Origin of the sequence: Wolbachia endosymbiont of Frankliniella intonsa (assembly GCF_029856955.1) — a bacterium.
Lineage (GTDB): Bacteria > Pseudomonadota > Alphaproteobacteria > Rickettsiales > Anaplasmataceae > Wolbachia.
This window is the reverse complement of sequence record NZ_CP097148.1, coordinates 589,757-609,917: the sequence shown is the minus strand read 5'-3', so window position 1 is coordinate 609,917 and position 20,161 is coordinate 589,757. Positions and strand designations below refer to the sequence as shown.

Sequence of the window (20,161 nt, the reverse complement as noted above, 5' to 3'; positions counted from 1 at the left end):
TGGCGATCCTCAGGCTTTCGATAAATTAAAACCACTTAATGATCACAATGTTCTTTATTCATTTCACATATACGAGCCTTTTGTTTATACAAATTTAAAACTAAACCAGGGGAAATTTTTCTATCCAGGATATATTTGTTCTGCTGATACCAATTCCCGCTATAGAAAGAACAGATAGAGAATAATGGGGAAAAAGTCATACTAGAGTAAGTGAAATAGCGAGGTATAAATGGCATTAAGGTCAAAACTATTAGACGAAAGAGTTGTAAATTTAGCGAAAGAAATGTTAAAAAAGGTAAGAAATAACGCATATGTTTCAAAAAAGTTACAAGCGGTGATAGCAGGAAAAGAAAGTAGTATAAGCGCTGTGGCAAGAATATGTAAAATTTCAAGGACTGCTTTGACTGAATGGATAAAGCATCTAAAATTTGGTAGAGTAGAAAAATTATTTGCCCCGTTTCAGCGGAGAAGAAAAAGCAAATTAAACAAAAATCAACGTGAGCAAATTGAAATATGGGTAGAAAGAAATCCAAATATTACTATTAAGGAAGTACAAATAAAAATCTCAGAGGAATTTGCCCTAAACATCAGCAAATCAACAGTGCACCGTGAGATACAAAGGATGAAATTTTCTTACATAACACCGAGGCCAATGGACCATAAACAAGATAAAAACAAGCAAGAAGAGTTTAAAAGATACTTCAATAAAATAGTCAATTTCCACCCTAAAAGGGAGGTGTTTTTTTGATGAATCACGATTTGGGACTCATTCAAAAATCGGACACGGATGGTTTAAAAGGGGTCAGAACGCAGGTTAAAATGAAAATTGGTAGACAAAATTTCTATATCTAAAGTGCGGTAAATCCAAGAAGTGGTAAGAAAATTAGCCTACTTGCTCCATATGTAAACACTGATTGTATGAATATATTTCTGGAGCAGATGTCGAAAGATTTAGGCACGAAAGAAGCCTTTCTTGTAATGGATTGTGCAAGTTGGCATAGATCAAAAAGTTTGAAAATTCAGGAAAACATTACCATCATATACTTGCCTCCTTATTCACCGGAACTGAATCCTGTTGAAAGGTTGTGGCAATATATCAAATACAATACTTTACGCAATAGTATCTACGATACCATAGGTTTACTTGAAGATGTTTTGTGTAATTTTATTGTCAATATTTCCAGTACTACTATTAAACGAGTTTGTAATGTTTCTTATTTGTTCCGTCAGTAATGGATTTTGGTATGACACAAATAAAACAGAGTACTGGAATAGCAATACACTCAGATCATATATAGAACCAGTCAAAGTTTTCCAAGAGAAATATAATATACCAAATTATAAGATCTTTGTTGGAGAGTTTGGCGGGCATCGCTGTTCAAAAGGATTAGAGAACTATTTTCGAGATCTTACTTCTATTTTTAATGAATATAATTGGCACTTTGCTGTTTATGGTTTTCGTGAAGACGTGTGGGAAGGTATGGACTATGAACTTGGAAACGAGAAGCTTTCGTGGAAAGACTGGCAAGCAATTGAAAAAGGTACAATGAAAAAAAAATTACTTACCAGATAATCCTATTTTTAAGGTATTGAGAGAGGGGTGGTCAAAGTAAGTTAACTAGTTTTTGGCCACTCATCATAAAAAAATATTTCTTCTATTGGTCTTCTTTTTTTCTTACTTGTTTCAGCGCCATCTTCTTCGTAACCAACCGCTATCACTGACATTACATTAAAATCATCGGATATGTTGAATTTTTCTACTATTTTATCTCTATCAAATCCACCCATTTGATGAGCCATTAAGTTCATAGCTGCAGCCTGTAGCATAAGTGCATAATTTGCTGCACCAGTATCGTGATTAGCCCAAAAATTTTCACCTTTGTCAGATTTACGGAAATTCTTAGCGCTTAGAGATATAATTAGTATTTGTGCATCTTTTGCCCACTTTTGATTAGATTCATCAAGGCAATTTAGCAGCTTTTCCCATGCGCTTTGATTGTTCTGTTTGTTGCATATTACGTATCTCCAGGGTTCATCACCAAAACATGAGGGAGTCAGCCTTACAGCTTCCATTAAAATATCCATGTCTTCCTGAGATATTGCTCTTGTAGGATCGTATGAACGTCCGCTGTGTCTTGCTTTCATCAACGATAATATATCTTGTTTACTCATCATTTTTAGTTTAATAGTGCATAAATAATTCATTGTAGCACAATATGAGCAAAATTTAAATTGCAAAACCTCTCATACACATATATGACATTTAATAAGTTATTTTTATTGGGAAAGTATGTTTATAACACAATCTAGCAGCAGATCAACACTGGCTCAAATATTGTCTTGCGTTTTACTTTTATTCTTGATGGCTCAAATAAGCATACCATTGCATCCTGTGCCTATCACATTGCAAACTTTAGGAGTAATGCTTATTGGGCTTAAATTTAACCGCAGAACAGCATTCTATTCTGTGCTTACATATCTATCACTTGGTGCAGCAGGATTTACTGTTTTTGCGAATTTTTCTAGTGGTTATCACATTTTTCTCGGGCCAACAGGTGGATATTTGATTGGCTGTTTAGTTGCTGTTGTAGTAATGAGCAGAGTAAATGAATTACTTAAGTCTAAATATAAATCATTTATGTGTAATTCTTTAAGTTGTCTGGCGGGTACACTCGTAATCTTTATTTGTGGTATTAGTTGGCTTACTATTTACGTGGGTCTGAAACAAGCAATAATGGTAGGTGTTTTACCATTCATCCTTCCTGGTTTGGTAAAAATTTTTCTACTTGTAGCAGCTTTGGAGTATTTGAAAAAGTGATAAGGTTTCGTCCTCATCATTTTATGTGCACTCTTGCATTTCAAGGGTATGGATATTCTCAGAGCTTTGTAGAAAATTACAAAAAGATAGCAAGTAAAGTAATTAGTGATCCTAATACTAAAATCGAAGTAGTTGATAATCTTGACACTATTTGTAGTGTTTGCCCAAACCAGACTAAACAAGGTAAATGTACCACACAAGCTAAAGTTTTAGAGCTAGATAGAAGGCATATGGAAATTTTAGGAATAAAAATTGGCGAGATTTTGACCTGGAGTAAAGCATTAAAAAGAATTAGAAAGAAAATGTCTTTAGAGAAATTTGACTACGCATGTGAGGAGTGTAATTGGCAACCATATGGAATGTGTAGAAGTGCTCTTTTAACTCATTCTAAATAGTATCTGCCAATTAATAATATCTTTGTTATTATATTAGATAAGTAATTTAGCATTTATGAATTTGTAATGTGTTGCGTATAGTTCAAAGAAATAAGATTTACTGGTTACGCCCTGCAGCCAATTCCACAACACTAGGATCTATGTTTGTCTGCATGTTAATTTGCGTTGTGATTTTATGGAGGTCTTCTGTTACCTATGCTAGTGAAAATTTGGAGATACAGAAGGTCTTTGATAGTGTTGTCAAGCATATAAAAGCTGATAAAAAATATAAAGATCTTGATGTTATCGAGAGAAAAAGTGACAAATTTAATATGAAAATTTCGCAGAATTCTGGCAAGAATTTTGACATATACTCTATTTTAAAAAAAGCAAAAGATTCCTTTGAGTTAGGAGATAGTGAAACAGCTACTTCTCTCCTCAATCAGATTATCGCAAAATTTCCTTATCATGAAAGTGCTTTAATTGGACTAGGGAACATCTATTACGCTAACAAAGAATTTAAAAAAGCTGTAGAGATTTACACAAGACTGTTAAAAGAATATCCTAGCAACCCTTATGTATTAAAGAATTTTCTGACGATAATCTCACAATATGATCCTAATTTAGCATTGAGTGAAATGTTGAAATTGTATGATACACTCAGAAATAGCGCCCCTTTATCAGCAAATTTAGGTTTGATCTATATGAAAAAAGGGGATTACGTAAAAGCTAAAGAATATATGAAAGCAGCAATTTCTTTAGATCAAAACAATATTTTTTATACCTATAATTTAGCTGTTATTCTAGATAAGCTCTCAGATTTTAAAAATGCCACAGCATGTTATTCAAAGTTGTTGAACATGTCAAAAAATGCAAGTGAAAGAATACCTTTATACAAGGTAGCAGCAAGGCTAAAATTTATACAACTCCATAGTGCGCACTCAGCGATTCCATAAGAGTTGCTTGTATCGCTATTTTTGTTTACAACAACAACATTGAACTATAGAATTATATCTAGAGGGGCAATTAGCTCAGCTGGTAGAGCATCTCGTTTACACCGAGGAGGTCGGCAGTTCAAGTCTGTCATTGCCCATTAGCCTAGTTGAATATTAATATTACAATTATTTCAATCAAAGTATAGAAAATGCAAGACAACATAGTACCAGTTTCAATAGTGAAAGAGCTAGAGGATTCTTATCTCTCCTACGCAATGAGTGTGATCATAAGTCGAGCTATACCTGATGTGCGAGATGGATTTAAACCTGTTCATAGGCGCATATTATACGCGATGTCGAGGGCTGGGTTCGATGCCGGTAAACCGTATAAAAAAGCAGCTCGTATAGTCGGGGATGTAATGGGAAAATATCACCCACATGGTGACATGGCTATCTATGACTCCTTGGTCAGGATGGCTCAAGATTTTTCTCTTCTTTTACCACTTATTGATGGGCAAGGTAACTTTGGTTCGATAGATGGAGATCCGCCAGCTTCAATGCGATATACAGAAGCAAGGCTCCACAGAGTGTCGCATTTTTTACTAAATGATATTGACGAAGATACAGTTGATTTTAGGCCAAACTATGATGGAAATGAAACAGAGCCTGTTGTACTGCCTGCAGAATTTCCGAATCTATTGGTAAATGGTGCAAGCGGTGTTGCAGTTGGTATGGCAACCAATATTCCTTCTCACAACCTTGGAGAAATAATAGATGCTTGTATGTTATATATAGATAATCCTGAAGTTACTTTGGATGAGTTACTTGAAGTGATGCCAGGACCGGATTTCCCAACTGGGGGAACGATTCTTGGAAGTTCTGGAATAAGATCAGCATTTGCAACGGGTCGTGGATCAATTGTTGTGCAAGGCAAGACTCACATGGAAGAGCTGTCACAAGATAGGCAAGCAATAGTGATTGATGAAATACCTTACCAGGTAAATAAAGTAAAATTAATTGAGAAGATAGGTGAGCTTGTAAAAGAAAAAAGAATTGATGGCATAACAGAAATTAGGGATGAATCTGATAAGTCTGGTATTAGGGTAGTAATTGACCTCAGAAGAAATGCTGAAGCAAGTTTTATACTTAATCAAATATTGGGACTAACTCCACTAATAAGTAGTTTTAGTGTTAACACTTTAGTCCTCAACAACAACAGGCCTGCTTTGATGTCGTTGAAAGAAATTATAGCTGCTTTTATTGATTTTAGAAAAGAAGTATTAATCAGGAGAACAGAGTTTCGTCTAAGAAAAACTAGGGAAAAAGCTCATATATATATAGGGCTCTACATTGCGGTCTTGAGCATAGATGAAGTGATAAAAATCATCCGTGGTGCAAAAGATCCTGCGGAAGCAAGTAGAGAACTTTTAAATAAAGAATGGAAAACTTCAGCTGAGATAAACACAATTATTGGATTAATCTCAGACAGCACAAGCTTTTTGAAAGACGGAGTGTATAGATTAACTGAGCTGCAAACGAAAGCTATTCTTGACATGAAATTGCAACGTTTAACAGGCCTTGAAAAAGACAAATTAGAAGCTGAGCTAAGTTCAATGATCAACCTGATAAAAGAATATATCGCTTTTCTTGGCTCAGGAGAGAAGTTGATGAAAGAAATAAAAAACAATCTACAAGAAATAAAGAACAGATTTGCTGTGCCGCGAAAAACTTCAATAGAGGAATCAGATACGGACATTGAAGCTGAAGATCTAATTCCACAAGAGGATATGGTGATAACCGTAACTATGAATGGTTATATCAAGCGTGTGAAGCTTTCTCATTATAGAACTCAGCGTCGTGGTGGAAAAGGAAAGCTAGGACAAGGATTAAAAGAAGAGGATGTAACCACAAAATTATTTGTTGGGAATACCCACACTAGCCTTTTATTCTTTTCTAATATTGGCAGAGTTTATAGATTAAAAGTTTATAAGTTACCTATTGCAGAGCCAACTGCACGTGGAAGAGCACTTGTTAATATATTCCCGCTTAGCGATGGTGAAACTATAACTAATATAATGCCATTACCAAGTGAAAATGACGAAAATCAAAACATAGTTTTTGCTACTGCTCATGGGAACATAAGGCGCAACTCTTTAGCAGATTTTCACTATATTCCAAGCAATGGAAAAATAGCAATCAAGCTCGATGAAGGAGATAAGTTAATATCAGTTAAAGTATGCAATGAAATTGATCATGTTTTTCTTTCAACAAGATTCGGCAAAAGTATCAGATTTGTTGTAAGTGATGTGCGTCAATTTAAAAGTCGCAATTCAGATGGCGTAAGAGGTATCAAACTTGCAAAGAATGACAGCGTGATATCTATGACCATATTAAATGGGATAGGTGTAGCAACAGAAACAAAAGAACTTTACTTAAAAGTTCCACTTGCAAAAAGACTGGGGACTGCAATTAATAACTCCATTGATTCTAAATTGGAAAAGACTTTGAATGATTTAGGAATAGATAACAAACTGTTCTTAAAACTTGCAATGAATGAGGAGTTCATATTAACTATTACTGAAAATGGCTTTGGTAAAAGAACTTCTGCGTACGAGTATAGGGTAACAAATAGAGGTGGTGTTGGTATTACAAATATCCTTACTATCGACAGAAACGGTAATGTTGTTGCTAGCTTTCCAGTTGAACAGGGTGATAATATCATGCTTATTACAGATAAAGGAAAGTTAATTCGTATTTCAGTAAATGATATCAGAATTGCAGGACGTAGCACTCAAGGAGTCACTCTGTTTAAAACAGAGAGTAGAGAAAAGGTGGTCTCAGTAGCGAAAATTGAGGATCCCGATTCCACTGAAGATAGTATTTCCGAAATTGAAAACTCTGTTTCTTCTTAACTGTATAGCAAAGGTTGAGCAAATAGTGCAAATTTCTATTGATTAATCTATAATATTTAAATTAAAATATATGTCTATGTTCAAGTAGAGATTGATGGATAAGAAGTTAACTAAAAATAAAAAGTCATTGACGAATGAGAAGAATAAAAAAACATCTCTTGTTAAAGATTTTGCCAAAAATAAGAGTAGAAGAGATTTTATCACATTAACTACGTGTGCCATGGCAGGTATAGGAGCTGCAAGCGGTCTTTGGCCATTGGTTAAGTCTATGAATCCTTCTGCTGAGGTTTTAGCGATGTCTACGGTTGAGGTTAATCTATCTGATATTCAAGAAGGACAAGGAAAAAAGGTAAAATGGCAAGGTAAGCCAGTATTTATCCGCAAGCGCACAAAACAAGAGATTGAGGCTGCAAGAGCCATAAATGCAGAAAATTTGAGAGATCCTGAATCAGATGAAAAAAGAGTATACAAAGGAAAAGATGAATGGTTAATTATGATTGGAATATGCACCCATCTTGGATGTGTACCAGTTGATCACGCTACAAAAGACGGCAACGGTTGGTTCTGCCCTTGTCACGGTTCATATTATGACACATCAGGCCGAGTAATTGGCGGTCCTGCACCAAAAAATATGTCTATACCTGACTACTTTTTTCCAAGTGAAAATATTTTAGTAATTGGCAAGAAGGCTTAACTGATTTTCATAATTAAAGTAATAAAAGTATATTGCATTTCAAGAAGCACACTCACTTCATAGGCAAAGCTCTTGAAGTCTATCAAGCTAATTTTATACTATGCACATATTTGGGTGATAATTAAGAAACTTGCCTGCCAAATCTTCAGAGTTGACAGCTAAATTTAAAACTTGTTCCTTTGCGTCAGAAAAATTCTGACTAACTTGCTTAAAGTTATTTTCTAACTCTTCGAGGATGGAGCTGAAATTAAAAAAACTTTTCTGCATTTTATCAAGATTTTGAGTTATATAGCTTAATACATAAAGATAGAGACAAGAGGGGAAGAGATATGGTAAATCAAGAAAAAGCTGAAAGTGAGGGAATAAATGGAGTCACCATATCAATATGAATTAAGGGAAAGAGTGATTTCATTGGAATCGGGATGGCTTTGTTGCATCGCTCAAGTGAAAAGAACTGGCAGTTACTGACAAAATTCATTATAAATAGCCATTTAACTGTTGAAGAAAAAATATGCCACAAAAAATGAGAGTCAGTAACTGCCATGAATATAACAAATTTCTCCAAGAAAGAGGAAGCATTTTTTGTTATATCAATGACGCCATAGAAAATTGGTATGAAAATAGTCCAAAAATGCAGGGCGGCAACTATATTTATAGTGATAAAGTTGTGATTTTAGTTCATATAATCGTCAGTTTCTTTAGAATTGGTTTAAGACAAACAGTAGGGTTTGTAAAAGGATATCTGCAACAAATAGGAAGAGATTTGCAGCTATTCACAAGCATCAAAAAAAACTTATACCAATTCCCGCTATAGAAAGAACAGATAGAGAATAATGGGGAAAAAGTCATACTAGAGTAAGTGAAATAGCGAGGTATAAATGGCATTAAGGTCAAAACTATTAGACGAAAGAGTTGTAAATTTAGCGAAAGAAATGTTAAAAAAGGTAAGAAATAACGCATATGTTTCAAAAAAGTTACAAGCGGTGATAGCAGGAAAAGAAAGTAGTATAAGCGCTGTGGCAAGAATATGTAAAATTTCAAGGACTGCTTTGACTGAATGGATAAAGCATCTAAAATTTGGTAGAGTAGAAAAATTATTTGCCCCGTTTCAGCGGAGAAGAAAAAGCAAATTAAACAAAAATCAACGTGAGCAAATTGAAATATGGGTAGAAAGAAATCCAAATATTACTATTAAGGAAGTACAAATAAAAATCTCAGAGGAATTTGCCCTAAACATCAGCAAATCAACAGTGCACCGTGAGATACAAAGGATGAAATTTTCTTACATAACACCGAGGCCAATGCACCATAAACAAGATAAAAACAAGCAAGAAGAGTTTAAAAGATACTTCAATAAAATAGTCAATTTCCACCCTAAAAGGGAGGTGTTTTTTTGATGAATCACGATTTGGGACTCATTCAAAAATCGGACACGGATGGTTTAAAAGGGGTCAGAACGCAGGTTAAAATGAAAATTGGTAGACAAAATTTCTATATCTAAAGTGCGGTAAATCCAAGAAGTGGTAAGAAAATTAGCCTACTTGCTCCATATGTAAACACTGATTGTATGAATATATTTCTGGAGCAGATGTCGAAAGATTTAGGCACGAAAGAAGCCTTTCTTGTAATGGATTGTGCAAGTTGGCATAGATCAAAAAGTTTGAAAATTCAGGAAAACATTACCATCATATACTTGCCTCCTTATTCACCGGAACTGAATCCTGTTGAAAGGTTGTGGCAATATATCAAATACAATACTTTACGCAATAGTATCTACGATACCATAGGTTTACTTGAAGATGTTTTGTGTAATTTTATTGTCAATATTTCCAGTACTACTATTAAACGAGTTTGTAATGTTTCTTATTTGTTCCGTCAGTAATGGATTTTGGTATAAAAATCAGATTGCTGTATTTTATAGCTAAAGGAAATTAGGCTATTCAAAGATGAATTGTGAATGAAAGGTTATGTATCCGTTTAGATGCATGTGAGACCAGTGCTTTCTTTCTTGTTATACAAGTATAGTATTTCCTAAAGTAAATGATAAAGGTATAATAAAGTATTTGAGTTATAATGGCATATATAGTATTTCCCAAAGCAAATGATAAAGGTATAACAAAGTATTTGAGTTATAATGGCATATAGTGTGGATTTAAGGGAAAAGGCAGTATTGATGATAGAAAAAGGGAAGACAAAGGTTGAGATAGCAGAGCTCATGGAGATAGGAATAGCAACTCTGTACCGCTGGTTAAAAAAGAAAGCTGCTGGTGAAAGCTTAAAGCCATCTAAAAACGGTAGCTTTATTCGAAAAATAGACCCAAAAATACTCGAAGAATATGTTACAAAGAATCCAGATCATACTCTGGCAGAGATGAAACAAAATCTTGGATTTGGAATAAATTCAATTTGGTATAGACTAAAACAGCTAAAAATTACTTTAAAAAAGTCACACTATATCAAGAGCGCAATCAAGAAGATAGGCAGCAATTTATTGATAAAATCTCAAAAATAGAACATTCCAGCATCTTATATATAGATGAAGCAGGAGTTGATAATAAGTTATACCGAGAATATGGACGTGCTCCAAGAGGAAAGAAAATTTATGCAGATGTTCCAGGGAGAACTCGAGAGAGAATCAGTATAGTAGCCGGGTGGATTGGAATGAGATTTATTGCACCAATGACTTTCAAAGGTGGGTGTGAAAAAGAGGTATTCAATATATTGTTGGAGAAGATGTTATTACCTAAATTGCCACTTGGCACAACCATAGTTATGGATAATGCTACATTTCATAAGACCACTAAAACAAAATCATTAATAGAGTCTTTTGGCTTTCATGTGCTGTATCTTCCAACATATTCACCAGATTTGAATCCCATAGAACACTGTTGGCATACCATCAAAAGCCGCCTCAGACCTCTAATGTATAAATGTACAGACTTACAACTTTTGGTTGGTAATACCATAATGGAAATTTATCCATTCATTTTAGAAAATACTATAGAAAAAGCGTAGTATTATTTTCTGCATCTTTTGCTTCTATGTTTGCACCTTTCTTTATCAGATATTCTATAATCTCTGCTCTACTTTCATAATGTGTAGTACATTGATAAATGGTCAAAAATAAAGGAGTACGAAAGTTATTATCTTCACATTCAAGATTTGCTCCGCTATCAATTAAAATCTGGACGCTCTTTTTAGAAACGTATAATGAAGCTATGTGAAGAGGAGTATAGCCTTCCTCAGCATCTTTTTCATTAACTTTTGCGCCTTTTGTTATTAAAAAATCCATTAATTCTGTGTAATCTTGTAGTGTAGCAAGGTGAAGTGGAGTAAATCCATTTTTATCTCTAGAATTAATTGTCAGTTGATTAACAAGAAGTTTAGCAATTTTTTTTGTGTCCATGCATAATAGCATAATGCAGTGGATTTCTATTTTCATTGTCCACAACATTAAAGTCAGCTTCTTGCTCTAATAATGATTTTACTCCAACTAAATCGCCTTCTTTTGTAAACTTATGCAAGAGAGTGACTCCGCTTACATCTTTTGAGTTAATATCAAATCCACTTTCTACCGATTGATGTATGTCTTCCTCACACGCCATACCATTTTAATTAAACCCTTTTCGCATTAACAATACTCCCACTTAATTAAGTTTGAATGAATCTGTAAGAGAGATATCACAATTTATTGAAGTTACTAAATCCGATATATTAAAGTCCACAATTTCCTGAATAAAGCCCTGAAGATATTTTGCACACATCCATCTGCACACGCTCTCCAGGTACTTTACAGTTATAACGCTTGACCTGTTTGCGATAATGACGTTTAACATGCAGAAGACTTACATCATGTTTTTTGAAAATTTTGTGTATAGTAGCCAATGACAAGGATAAATCATATAGACGTCTTAACTCGGTTTGAATACGCCTTGCCCCTAGCTTTCTAGTTTGTCTTAGATGAAGAATAAGCTGCTCATCTGATTCATTGATCTTTTGCAAAGGTGAAGTTTTAGGCTTACTACTGAGATCTACTAATCCTTTTTCACCTAACTCTTCATAACGTTTGTACCATTTACGTAAGGTAAAACGTGAAATACCATAATGCTGACATACCTTTCCTGCATGACCCAACTCTTTGTATAGTTTTATCCAACTCAGACGTAGTTTAACCCTAGATTAACTAATTTATCCTTTGCAATTGTAATAAGGTCTATAAACTACTGCAAATCCAAATTTCTATTTGATCTTACATTCTTATTGTAATAACCTCTATGGATCACACAGCATTATTCGTGTATCTGAACAGATACTTTTGTACATGGATCAGCTTTATGTGTATCAATTCTGTCTACTTCAAGTTTCCAGCAAAACTACTTTCTAATGTATTGCTTTCAATCAAGTTCTTTGTTAAGCTCACTGTTAGTGGATGTTCAATTATCTTAACATGAAAATCAAGGCAGCTTTAGGTATAAATACGAGTAACTCGTATAAGTAAAGAGGCTATAAGAAGTTTCTTACCATTCTATTCAAACGGGTTTTAAACTTTTGAAATGTCATGACATTGTTGATACGTTTGTCAAGAAACGACAGGGTATCTGCAAAATCTTCTGAATAATCATTGATAAAAAAAAGTATCGTACTTAAGTACACTACAGCTAATATTGCTCTTTTTGTATAGTAGTTAAAATCTGTTGATTGATCATGAATGCCATACCAAATCGCGCTAACAGTTCTGTACAAGAGTTTACTAGAAAAGTATGCATTTTTTGGTAATATAGAGAATGATAAAACGTTTTTTAAAAACTCTCTGTAATTTGGTAACTTAGCATAGTTTGAAAGGCGTATTTGGACAGCTAACTTTACCCGCTCTCTTACCTTCATATCTTCTAAATTGGAATTCCAAAGTTCAGTTTCCATTGAGCTATTTAAGTCCTCTTCTATGTACTCCAAAGCACTATATATTCCATTTTGAAATTTACAAAAACTATTGGCTAGGTTAAGGTTCGTGCACACTTTCAATAAGGTTGCATCACTTATTCCTTCAAATGGAATAACCTTAATCATCTCATCTACTATTAACTTTTGTTCCATACAATATTATACTAAACATCACATATAATTATACCTGAGATTTTCAAACATTCTGCAAAATGCTTCACCGCGCTCTTCAAAATTTTTCCACTGATCAAAAGAAGAACATGCAGGAGAAAGTAATATCGCTACTTCTTCTTTGCTATTTATGGCCTCTTCAAAAGCCAGTTTAAATGCGTTTTCTAGATTATAGCACTTCATATAATCTATTTTGTTCTCCATAATGTTTGCAAAAACTTCAGTTGATTCTCCAATAAGAAAAGCTTTTCTAATCTTGGTGAAATGCTTGCTTAATGATTCTATTCCGCCTTTTTTTCTTTTTCCGCCAACAATCCAATATATGTTTTTATAAGATAAAATTGCCTTTTCGGTCGATTCTGCATTGGTTGCTTTGCTATCGTTGATAAAAAGTACATTATGTATTTTGCCAAGAAATTCATTTCTGTGTCTTAGCCCTGGAAAGGATTTGATTTCATTGACAATAGTGCTGCTATCTACTCCAAGTAACTTGCACACAGCGTGTGCAGCTACTATATTTTCTACATTGGATACTAGGTTTATTTTCACGTCGCTTACTGATAAGCTATGATTCTCTAGTTTCCCAGTGCCTAGGCACTGGGATGACAAAGAGGGTGACATCGAAGCTGAGATTGGAATTTTGTTCCCAGTGAATTTATTGAATACATCAGCGTTAATTTTGTTATCACATCCTATCACGGCAATCTTGCTACTGTTTATCAGTTTTAATTTAGTTGCTATGTAGTTATTCATACTTCCATGTCTATCTATGTGGTCTGGTGTGATGTTGAGCAATACAGAAATGTCTACATTCATTTTATTTATTAGCTCCAATTGAAAAGAGGAGAATTCAATTACATAAATTTCTGCATCTCTTTCTAAATCCAAAATAGGCACACCTAAATTCCCGCCAATAGCTACTTTTTTCCCTGTGGATTTTAATATGTGCCCTATTAGTGACGTGGTGGTTGATTTGCCATTTGTTCCAGTGATGCCTACAACCTTCTGGCTTGTAGTTTTAGTTTCAAGAAATAGCTCAATGTCTGATTTTATTTTGCAGTCAAAGCTTCTTGCAAGTTTTACTACCCAATGCGCTGGTATTGGCACTCCAGGGCTCAAAATTAGTGTGCTTATCTCATGCCAATTATACTCATTGGGATGAGTAAAGTTACACTCTTTATATATCTTTTTTGCATTTGCTATTTGCTCTTTATTATCATCCCATGAATATATTTTTGCACTGCTTTTTGTTAGAGAATTAATAACGGACAAACCAGTTTTACCAAGGCCGAAAACCGCAACACTTTGATTTTTGTATTTGTTTAGTTCCACTTCTAGATAACTTATGCGAACCATTTTATAAAGATATAATACAAATTATAATGACTTCTTCCATAGTTTTTGGCAGTGCTTAACTTTATTGTCACAACCTTAGCCAATAGAAAACTCCTTGACACATTTTGCCAACTCCCTTGCCATGACAATAAGAGTATTTATCCTTTAGAATTAATTAAGAGAAAATTTTTTCTCGACTTGTTGTATAATTTGATAAAAGTGATCAAAATCTAAGCTTGCACTACCAATTAAAACTCCCAATAGATTTGGAATACTGAGCAAGTTTCCTATATTTTCTGAGCTGACTGAGCCACCATATATAATGTGTTTTTTACCAGTACACAATTTTATTATCTCTATCACCTCAGCAATTGCGTCATTATTTGGCACATTTCCTGTTCCTATTGCCCATATCGGTTCGTATGCTATGGTATATTCACCTTGTGTTGGCAAACGATTTTTGCATTGATATTCTATTACTTCTTTTGTTTTTTTATTTTTATAATCTTCTGAGTTTTCACCTACACAGATGATTGGGTGTAATCCTGATTCTATTGCTGTTTTCGATTTAAGTTTTATTTCACTATCTTTTTCATGAGCCCTTTCAGAATGTCCAAGTATTACGTAACTACATCCTAGTTCCTTCAACATTCCTGCACTAATTTCACCTGTGTAAGAACCGAACTCTTTATGATGGCAATTCTGTCCTCCTATTTTAATATTGTTGTTCAACTCTATATTGCTTTGAAATGATGTAAAAGGAGGGCAAATTACTAATTTAGAGGTAATTTCGTTGCTCTTGTTGTTAAGTTTGCCTATAAAGTTAACAAATGAAGAACGTGTTCCATTCATTTTCCAATTTGCTACTATTAAAAAAGACATCAATTTTTCTTATATGAATGAGAGTGCCGGCTGTCGGACTTGAACTGACAACCTACTGATTACAAGTCAGTTGCTCTACCAATTGAGCTAAGCCGGCATTAAATACACTGACAATATACAATTATTGATGAATTTTCGTCAACTAATTTTTAAAATACTGCATAATAAGATTATATGAGAAAATTTTTACTGAAGCCAAAAAAGAGTCTAGGGCAAAATTTTATTTTATCGAATGAGATAATAAAAAGAATAGTTGCCTTAGCTGGTATCCTGAAAGATTTTAATGTTATTGAAATTGGTCCTGGGTATGGTGCGTTAACAAGAGAAATATTAGCATATAATCCAAAGTTTCTACTTTCTATAGAAAAAGATAGTAGTTTAGTGAAACATCACGAACAATTGCTAAATGAGCATCAGGGAAAATATAGAATTATAGAAGCAGATGCACTTAATGTTGTAGAAAAAGAGCTGGTAGAATGTCCAGTCAAAGTCATTGCTAACTTGCCTTACAATATCTCAGTAGCGTTATTTTTAAAGTGGTTAAATAATATAAAATTTTTTACGAATTTGACGTTAATGTTCCAAAAGGAGGTAGCAGAGCGTATTACAGCAGAACCTAATTCTAAAGATTATGGTTCCCTATCAGTGCTAAGCCAGTTACTATGCGACATAAAGAAGGAATTTGATATTGAACCTAAGGAATTTTTTCCAAGACCAAAAGTATATTCTTCAGTAATTACAGTAAAACCTTTACCTACTCCAAGATTTGCAGTAAATTTAGAAACCTTAACAAAGCTAACACGTGCTGTGTTCGCTCAAAGAAGAAAGATGCTGAGAAATAGCTTGCAAAGTATAACTAGTGATGTCTCAACTATTCTTGAGAATGCTAAACTGAGTGGAGACGAACGTCCAGAAAGCTTAACTATTGAGCAGTTCTGTTTGCTAGCAAATAATGTAATTTTGCGATAAATATATTAGGAGCTACATCCCTCTTCTATCCTATTTTGATCTAAAAATAGCTGGAGCCAGGCTAATTTTGCAAAAGCTCTATTGCAATTTCATTAATTGGCGTATAAGCTTTAAATAAAGCATATGAAAAAAATGGAAGCTTGTTATTCGTTTGACGATGTACTTCTCTTACCGGCCTATTCTGATGTATTGCCTCGTGATGCAGACACAAGAACTTATCTAACAAATAATATAGAACTAAATATCCCTCTCATATCCTCTGCAATGGACACTGTCACTGAATCAGGCTTTGCAATAGCTATTGCCCAACATGGTGGAATAGGTTGCATACATAAGAATTTATCAATAGATGAACAAGTGTTAGAAGTAAGAAGGGTGAAAAAATATGAAAGCTGGATCGTGTATAACCCAATTACAATTTCCCCAGATAAAACGGTTGCAGAAGCAGTTTCATTAATGAGAGAGTATAATTATTCCGGCATTCCTGTAGTTGATCAACGCAAGTTAGTGGGAATTTTAACTAATCGAGATGTGAGGTTTATTGAAGACCAGAACATGAATATAAAAGTTTCCGAGGTGATGACAAAAGATAAGTTAGTAACAGTTCGAGAGCAGGCAGTAAACAGCGCCTCAGCAATGAAATTGTTGCATGCAAATAGAATAGAGAAGCTTTTGGTTGTTGATGAAAATTCTTGTTGCATAGGTCTAATCACAGTTAAAGACATCGAAAAATACAATAGATATCCAAATTCATGTAAAGACAGTAAAGGTCGACTCAGAGTTGCCGCTGCAATTGGTACTGGTAAAAAAGACGGTATAGAAAGATGTGAAGCTTTGGTCGAAGAAGAAGTTGATGTGGTTATTGTAGATACCGCTCACGGTCATTCCGAGAACGTTATCAGCACCATTAAGGAAATAAAAAAGATGTATCCGAATACGCAATTAATCGGCGGAAATATTACAACAAAGGAGGCTGTTGAAGCGTTAATTGATGCTGGTGTTGATGCAGTGAAAGTTGGAATAGGGCCAGGATCAATTTGTACTACCAGAATAGTTACAGGCGTTGGTATGCCACAATTCTCTGCGATCAAGAATATTGCAGAGGTTTGTAAAACAAAAAACGTCAGACTAATTGCTGATGGTGGAATAAAATATTCGGGAGATGTTGCAAAAGCTATTGCAGCTGGTGCTGATACTGTGATGATAGGTTCAATCTTTGCTGGTACTGAGGAAAGCCCAGGTGAGATTATCATGTATAAGGGTAGAGCATATAAGGAATATCGAGGAATGGGATCTATTAGTGCAATGAAACGAGGGTCAGCTAGCCGTTATTTTCAAGATTCAAAACTTGATTTAGTCCCACAAGGAGTAGAAGCAAGAGTCCCTTTTAAAGGTCCAGCTTCAGGAGTGATCTGTCAGTTAATTGGTGGGTTGCAAGCTGCAATGGGTTACACTGGCAACCGTAATATAGAAGAGATGAAAAAAAACTGCAAATTTGTCACTATTACTTCATCAGGGTTAAGAGAAAGTCATGCTCATGATATAATCATTACACAGGAAGCTCCAAATTACGCTTACCAAGCATCTAATTTATCATCTGATTCAGAGTAAATACAATCCCCTTTTGAGTGGGTCATTTCAACACTGGCACACAATTGTATAAACATATTAATATTAAGAGTCAAAAAGATGTCATCTAAGTGGCTGACACTGGAAAATCGATTGTAAATAAACTGACTACATAAAATTTTTGATCAAAATCAGTGCTATAAGTTGGAATAGCAACTTAAGGTAGATTGCCAGCTTAATATATTTTGATAAATCCAAATTATTTTAGCTATAAGAGAGCTTTGCTTTTTTGCTCCATCAGAATTGGCTTACTTTTAGTGATTCATGGAGTTAAAAAAGTCAGCATTGCTCTTTGTTAAAAGTAATTTGTCACGTAAAAACTCCATTGCTTCAACAGATCCCATAGGGTTAAGTATCCTACGCAATACCCATATTTTATTTAGTATGGCCTTATCAACTAATAGCTCTTCCTTCCTTGTTCCGGATTTTGTAATATCAATAGCAGGGAATATACGTTTATCAGCAAGTTTTCTATCTAGTATAATTTCAGCATTACCTGTGCCTTTAAACTCTTCAAAAATAACATCATCCATTTTTGAACCAGTTTCTATAAGGGCTGTAGCGATGATTGTCAAAGAACCACCATTTTCAATATTACGAGCTGCTCCAAAAAAGCGTTTTGGTCTTTGCAGCGCATTTGAATCTACACCACCGGTTAGAACCTTTCCAGACGAAGGAATGACTGCATTATAAGCACGTGCAAGGCGAGTTATAGAATCAAGCAAAATCACTACATCTTTTTTGTGTTCAACCATTCTTTTAGCTTTTTCTATTACTATTTCAGCAAGTTGGACATGACGGTAGGCAGGTTCATCAAATGTAGAGCTTACCACTTCACCCTTTACAGAGCGTATCATATCTGTCACCTCTTCGGGTCTTTCATCTATAAGTAATACTATTAGTTCTATTTCAGGATGATTTGTAGCTATAGAGTGAGCCATTTGCTGAAGCAATATCGTTTTTCCTGTACGAGGTGGAGCAACTATCAATGCTCTTTGTCCTTTTCCAAGAGGTGTAACTATATCTACAGCACGCATGTTTATATCTTTTTTATTATCTACGCTACTGTTGTTTTCAAGGATGAGGCTTTTTTCAGGATAAAGCGGAAGCAAATTATCAAAGTGTACGTACTTTCTTAATTCACTGATTTCAGTAGAGTTTATACTTTGAACCTTAGTTAAAGTAAAATATCTTTCTTTATCACCAGGTGGCCTTATTTCTCCACATGCCATATCTCCTGTACGTAAATTAAACTTCTTTATTTGGCCATTGGAAATATAAACATCATCGGTACTTGGAGCATAATTTGCACTTGATGAACGTAAGAAACCAAAACCATCAGGCAATATTTCCACCACTCCACTTCCTGTGGTTATGCCTCCTTCTTCACTCATTTTCTTCATTAAACTGAATATCATTTCCTGTTTTAGCATCCTGCCATTGCCTTTACCACTAGTTGAAATTTTTCTTTCTTCAGCTAGCTCTAACAATTCTTCTGCTGTTTTCTCTTTCAATTCGCTCAGGTCCAACGTTTTCTTGTTTTTTTCAGCACCTTCACTGGTCATTTGTTTTACTGCGTCAGCACTATGAATTTGTTCGCTTTTTTCAGGTTGACCTACAACCTCTCCTTTTGCTAAGACATCTTCATTGATTGTTGTCATAATCCTCCAAAAATTTTAATTGATGCTTACTAACCTAAAATGTGAGTATAAAACAATAAATTAGGCTGAGCTAGTTTTTAGTGCGTATTTAGACTTAATTATTATTAAACTAGATACTTTACTTACATTATACTGATAAAAACTAACAAGTCAAGTCAATTTAATATTAACAAAGTACAAGAATTTGAGAATCATCAATAGCTGTTATTTATATTTTTTAATCTTTGTTTCTTCTCTTCTTCTACTTTCGCTTTTTCTACTTCCGCTTCTAAATTTTCCTGGCTACATAAACCAAGTAGTACAGGATCTTGAGGTTTGATATTGAGTATGTTATGATGAGATCCATCTCTTACCTGCTCAACTGTGTAATTTGTTGTACTAACTAGCTTAGCTATCACATTATTGTTCAAGATAGGAAATTTTTTTACCAAATAATAAATCGCATTAGGTTTATCTCTACGCCTTGCTGTGGAAGCAAAGGCAAGAAAGCTAGTCGTCTTTGCCCTTTTTTTCATATTTTTTATAATCAAATTTGGTACACGATTTGGATTTTTTTTGCAATTATCGATTTCTTTTTCAGTAATTATTTCAGAAATAATAGGGTCATACTTTTCAACTTCTATTTCCTCATCAGCTATGTCTTGTACTTTTTCAAGGGATAACTTGCAACATTGTGCTATTTGATCAAAAGTTAAGCTAGTGTTATCAACCAACCAAGCAGCTACTTGCATGAGAAATTGTTCGTTTCTATCTTTATTGTCTTTAGAAGATTCCATTGACATCGAAAAAACATCTCCCATTTTAATATTCCTTTACTGTTATAGAAATAAAATATAAACC

At 34.3% G+C, this 20,161-nt stretch carries 19 protein-coding genes, 2 tRNA genes and 4 pseudogenes; 14 read left to right on the top strand and 11 right to left on the bottom strand.

Annotation, left to right across the window (positions count from 1 at the left end; genetic code table 11):
* Positions 1-35: 35 nt before the first annotated feature.
* Positions 36-236, bottom strand: a complete 201-nt coding sequence (locus M3L71_RS03420; RefSeq protein WP_280143997.1) for a hypothetical protein — start codon at positions 234-236, stop codon at positions 36-38.
* Here M3L71_RS03420 and M3L71_RS03415 point away from each other — a divergent pair.
* Positions 230-1,233, top strand: a pseudogene (locus tag M3L71_RS03415) (IS630 family transposase). The gene M3L71_RS03420 and the pseudogene M3L71_RS03415 sit on opposite strands and share 7 nt — an antisense overlap.
* Positions 1,208-1,573 (top strand): glycoside hydrolase family 5 protein, encoded by a 366-nt coding sequence (locus tag M3L71_RS03410; protein ID WP_280143996.1) that lies wholly within the window; start codon positions 1,208-1,210, stop codon positions 1,571-1,573. Before M3L71_RS03415 ends, M3L71_RS03410 begins: the two are co-directional and overlap by 26 nt.
* 41 nt (positions 1,574-1,614) lie before the next feature.
* On the opposite strand, the gene M3L71_RS03405 is transcribed toward M3L71_RS03410, so the two are convergent.
* Positions 1,615-2,205: a nitroreductase family protein gene (locus M3L71_RS03405; RefSeq protein WP_280143995.1), complete on the bottom strand. Its 591-nt coding sequence runs from the start codon at positions 2,203-2,205 to the stop codon at positions 1,615-1,617.
* Positions 2,206-2,290: 85 nt separating this feature from the next.
* On the opposite strand from M3L71_RS03405, the gene M3L71_RS03400 reads away from it, so the two are divergent.
* The 7 genes and pseudogenes from M3L71_RS03400 to M3L71_RS03370 form a co-directional block, all read left to right on the top strand.
* The gene (locus M3L71_RS03400; protein WP_349292710.1) at positions 2,291-2,818 is read left to right on the top strand and encodes a biotin transporter BioY; all 528 of its coding nucleotides are present in this window, start codon (positions 2,291-2,293) and stop codon (positions 2,816-2,818) included.
* Positions 2,815-3,213: a DUF1284 domain-containing protein gene (locus M3L71_RS03395; protein WP_265014947.1), complete on the top strand. Its 399-nt coding sequence runs from the start codon at positions 2,815-2,817 to the stop codon at positions 3,211-3,213. The genes M3L71_RS03400 and M3L71_RS03395 overlap by 4 nt, the downstream gene beginning before the upstream one ends.
* A 68-nt stretch (positions 3,214-3,281) precedes the next feature.
* Entirely contained in the window at positions 3,282-4,148 is an 867-nt protein-coding gene (locus M3L71_RS03390) for a tetratricopeptide repeat protein (RefSeq protein ID WP_280143992.1), read from the top strand.
* Between the two features lie 64 nt (positions 4,149-4,212).
* Positions 4,213-4,285, top strand: a tRNA-Val gene (locus tag M3L71_RS03385).
* A gap of 51 nt (positions 4,286-4,336) precedes the next feature.
* Positions 4,337-7,039: a DNA gyrase subunit A gene (gene gyrA, locus M3L71_RS03380; protein ID WP_280143991.1), complete on the top strand. Its 2,703-nt coding sequence runs from the start codon at positions 4,337-4,339 to the stop codon at positions 7,037-7,039.
* 94 nt (positions 7,040-7,133) lie between these two features.
* Positions 7,134-7,733: a ubiquinol-cytochrome c reductase iron-sulfur subunit gene (gene petA, locus M3L71_RS03375; RefSeq protein ID WP_280143990.1), complete on the top strand. Its 600-nt coding sequence runs from the start codon at positions 7,134-7,136 to the stop codon at positions 7,731-7,733.
* A gap of 511 nt (positions 7,734-8,244) precedes the next feature.
* A pseudogene (locus M3L71_RS03370) lies at positions 8,245-8,511 on the top strand (transposase); the annotation flags it as partial.
* Here M3L71_RS03370 and M3L71_RS08570 read toward each other — a convergent pair.
* The gene (locus M3L71_RS08570) at positions 8,412-8,618 is read right to left on the bottom strand and encodes a hypothetical protein (protein ID WP_458695219.1); all 207 of its coding nucleotides are present in this window, start codon (positions 8,616-8,618) and stop codon (positions 8,412-8,414) included. The pseudogene M3L71_RS03370 and the gene M3L71_RS08570 sit on opposite strands and share 100 nt — an antisense overlap.
* Here M3L71_RS08570 and M3L71_RS03365 point away from each other — a divergent pair.
* The 3 genes and pseudogenes from M3L71_RS03365 (at position 8,612) to M3L71_RS03355 (ending at position 10,748) form a co-directional block, all read left to right on the top strand.
* Positions 8,612-9,615: pseudogene (locus M3L71_RS03365) on the top strand (IS630 family transposase). The gene M3L71_RS08570 and the pseudogene M3L71_RS03365 sit on opposite strands and share 7 nt — an antisense overlap.
* Before the next feature lie 252 nt (positions 9,616-9,867).
* The gene (locus M3L71_RS03360) at positions 9,868-10,245 is read left to right on the top strand and encodes an IS630 transposase-related protein (protein ID WP_280143348.1); all 378 of its coding nucleotides are present in this window, start codon (positions 9,868-9,870) and stop codon (positions 10,243-10,245) included.
* Entirely contained in the window at positions 10,224-10,748 is a 525-nt protein-coding gene (locus M3L71_RS03355; RefSeq protein ID WP_349292730.1) for an IS630 family transposase, read from the top strand. Before M3L71_RS03360 ends, M3L71_RS03355 begins: the two co-directional genes overlap by 22 nt.
* Here M3L71_RS03355 and M3L71_RS03350 read toward each other — a convergent pair.
* From M3L71_RS03350 to M3L71_RS03320, 6 genes and pseudogenes are all read right to left on the bottom strand, one after another.
* Positions 10,735-11,338, bottom strand: a pseudogene (locus M3L71_RS03350) (ankyrin repeat domain-containing protein); the annotation flags it as partial. The gene M3L71_RS03355 and the pseudogene M3L71_RS03350 overlap by 14 nt on opposite strands.
* Before the next feature lie 109 nt (positions 11,339-11,447).
* A complete protein-coding gene (locus tag M3L71_RS03340; protein WP_264685347.1) occupies positions 11,448-11,867 on the bottom strand; it encodes a helix-turn-helix domain-containing protein in 420 nt (139 codons plus the stop codon).
* Between the two features lie 369 nt (positions 11,868-12,236).
* Positions 12,237-12,827 carry a COQ9 family protein gene (locus tag M3L71_RS03335; RefSeq protein ID WP_280143987.1) on the bottom strand — a complete coding sequence of 197 codons (591 nt, stop codon included), beginning with the start codon at positions 12,825-12,827 and terminating at the stop codon, positions 12,237-12,239.
* An 18-nt stretch (positions 12,828-12,845) separates the two neighbouring features.
* Complete coding sequence (gene murD / locus M3L71_RS03330; protein WP_280143986.1) at positions 12,846-14,201, bottom strand: UDP-N-acetylmuramoyl-L-alanine--D-glutamate ligase; 1,356 nt, start codon at positions 14,199-14,201, stop codon at positions 12,846-12,848.
* 150 nt (positions 14,202-14,351) lie between these two features.
* Positions 14,352-15,062, bottom strand: coding sequence for a triosephosphate isomerase (locus M3L71_RS03325; protein ID WP_265030974.1), 711 nt, complete (start codon positions 15,060-15,062; stop codon positions 14,352-14,354).
* Between the two features lie 24 nt (positions 15,063-15,086).
* Positions 15,087-15,159 (bottom strand) — tRNA-Thr (locus M3L71_RS03320).
* A gap of 77 nt (positions 15,160-15,236) precedes the next feature.
* Between M3L71_RS03320 and rsmA the strand changes: the two genes are divergently transcribed.
* Both rsmA and guaB read left to right on the top strand, forming a co-directional pair.
* Positions 15,237-16,031 carry a 16S rRNA (adenine(1518)-N(6)/adenine(1519)-N(6))-dimethyltransferase RsmA gene (gene rsmA, locus M3L71_RS03315; protein WP_280143985.1) on the top strand — a complete coding sequence of 265 codons (795 nt, stop codon included), beginning with the start codon at positions 15,237-15,239 and terminating at the stop codon, positions 16,029-16,031.
* A gap of 123 nt (positions 16,032-16,154) precedes the next feature.
* Positions 16,155-17,642: an IMP dehydrogenase gene (guaB, locus tag M3L71_RS03310; protein WP_280143984.1), complete on the top strand. Its 1,488-nt coding sequence runs from the start codon at positions 16,155-16,157 to the stop codon at positions 17,640-17,642.
* A 272-nt stretch (positions 17,643-17,914) separates the two neighbouring features.
* On the opposite strand, the gene rho is transcribed toward guaB, so the two are convergent.
* Both rho and M3L71_RS03300 read right to left on the bottom strand, forming a co-directional pair.
* Complete coding sequence (rho, locus tag M3L71_RS03305) at positions 17,915-19,321, bottom strand: transcription termination factor Rho (RefSeq protein WP_280143983.1); 1,407 nt, start codon at positions 19,319-19,321, stop codon at positions 17,915-17,917.
* A gap of 194 nt (positions 19,322-19,515) precedes the next feature.
* The gene (locus M3L71_RS03300; protein ID WP_280143982.1) at positions 19,516-20,121 is read right to left on the bottom strand and encodes a cell cycle transcriptional regulator TrcR; all 606 of its coding nucleotides are present in this window, start codon (positions 20,119-20,121) and stop codon (positions 19,516-19,518) included.
* Between the last annotated feature and the right edge of the window lie 40 nt (positions 20,122-20,161).

Excerpts from the sequence above, each read along its gene's own strand:
- M3L71_RS03405 (WP_280143995.1), bottom strand. The coding sequence starts at position 2,205 with ATGAATTATTTATGCACTATTAAACTAAAAATGATGAGTAAACAAGAT.
- M3L71_RS03335 (WP_280143987.1), bottom strand. The coding sequence starts at position 12,827 with ATGGAACAAAAGTTAATAGTAGATGAGATGATTAAGGTTATTCCATTT.
- M3L71_RS08570 (WP_458695219.1), bottom strand. The coding sequence starts at position 8,618 with ATGCCATTTATACCTCGCTATTTCACTTACTCTAGTATGACTTTTTCC.
- petA (WP_280143990.1), top strand. The coding sequence starts at position 7,134 with ATGGATAAGAAGTTAACTAAAAATAAAAAGTCATTGACGAATGAGAAG.
- rsmA (WP_280143985.1), top strand. The coding sequence starts at position 15,237 with ATGAGAAAATTTTTACTGAAGCCAAAAAAGAGTCTAGGGCAAAATTTT.
- M3L71_RS03420 (WP_280143997.1), bottom strand. The coding sequence starts at position 236 with ATGCCATTTATACCTCGCTATTTCACTTACTCTAGTATGACTTTTTCC.
- guaB (WP_280143984.1), top strand. The coding sequence starts at position 16,155 with ATGAAAAAAATGGAAGCTTGTTATTCGTTTGACGATGTACTTCTCTTA.
- gyrA (WP_280143991.1), top strand. The coding sequence starts at position 4,337 with ATGCAAGACAACATAGTACCAGTTTCAATAGTGAAAGAGCTAGAGGAT.
- M3L71_RS03325 (WP_265030974.1), bottom strand. The coding sequence starts at position 15,062 with ATGTCTTTTTTAATAGTAGCAAATTGGAAAATGAATGGAACACGTTCT.
- M3L71_RS03400 (WP_349292710.1), top strand. The coding sequence starts at position 2,291 with ATGTTTATAACACAATCTAGCAGCAGATCAACACTGGCTCAAATATTG.
- M3L71_RS03360 (WP_280143348.1), top strand. The coding sequence starts at position 9,868 with ATGGCATATAGTGTGGATTTAAGGGAAAAGGCAGTATTGATGATAGAA.
- murD (WP_280143986.1), bottom strand. The coding sequence starts at position 14,201 with ATGGTTCGCATAAGTTATCTAGAAGTGGAACTAAACAAATACAAAAAT.
- rho (WP_280143983.1), bottom strand. The coding sequence starts at position 19,321 with ATGACAACAATCAATGAAGATGTCTTAGCAAAAGGAGAGGTTGTAGGT.
- M3L71_RS03410 (WP_280143996.1), top strand. The coding sequence starts at position 1,208 with ATGTTTCTTATTTGTTCCGTCAGTAATGGATTTTGGTATGACACAAAT.
- M3L71_RS03300 (WP_280143982.1), bottom strand. The coding sequence starts at position 20,121 with ATGGGAGATGTTTTTTCGATGTCAATGGAATCTTCTAAAGACAATAAA.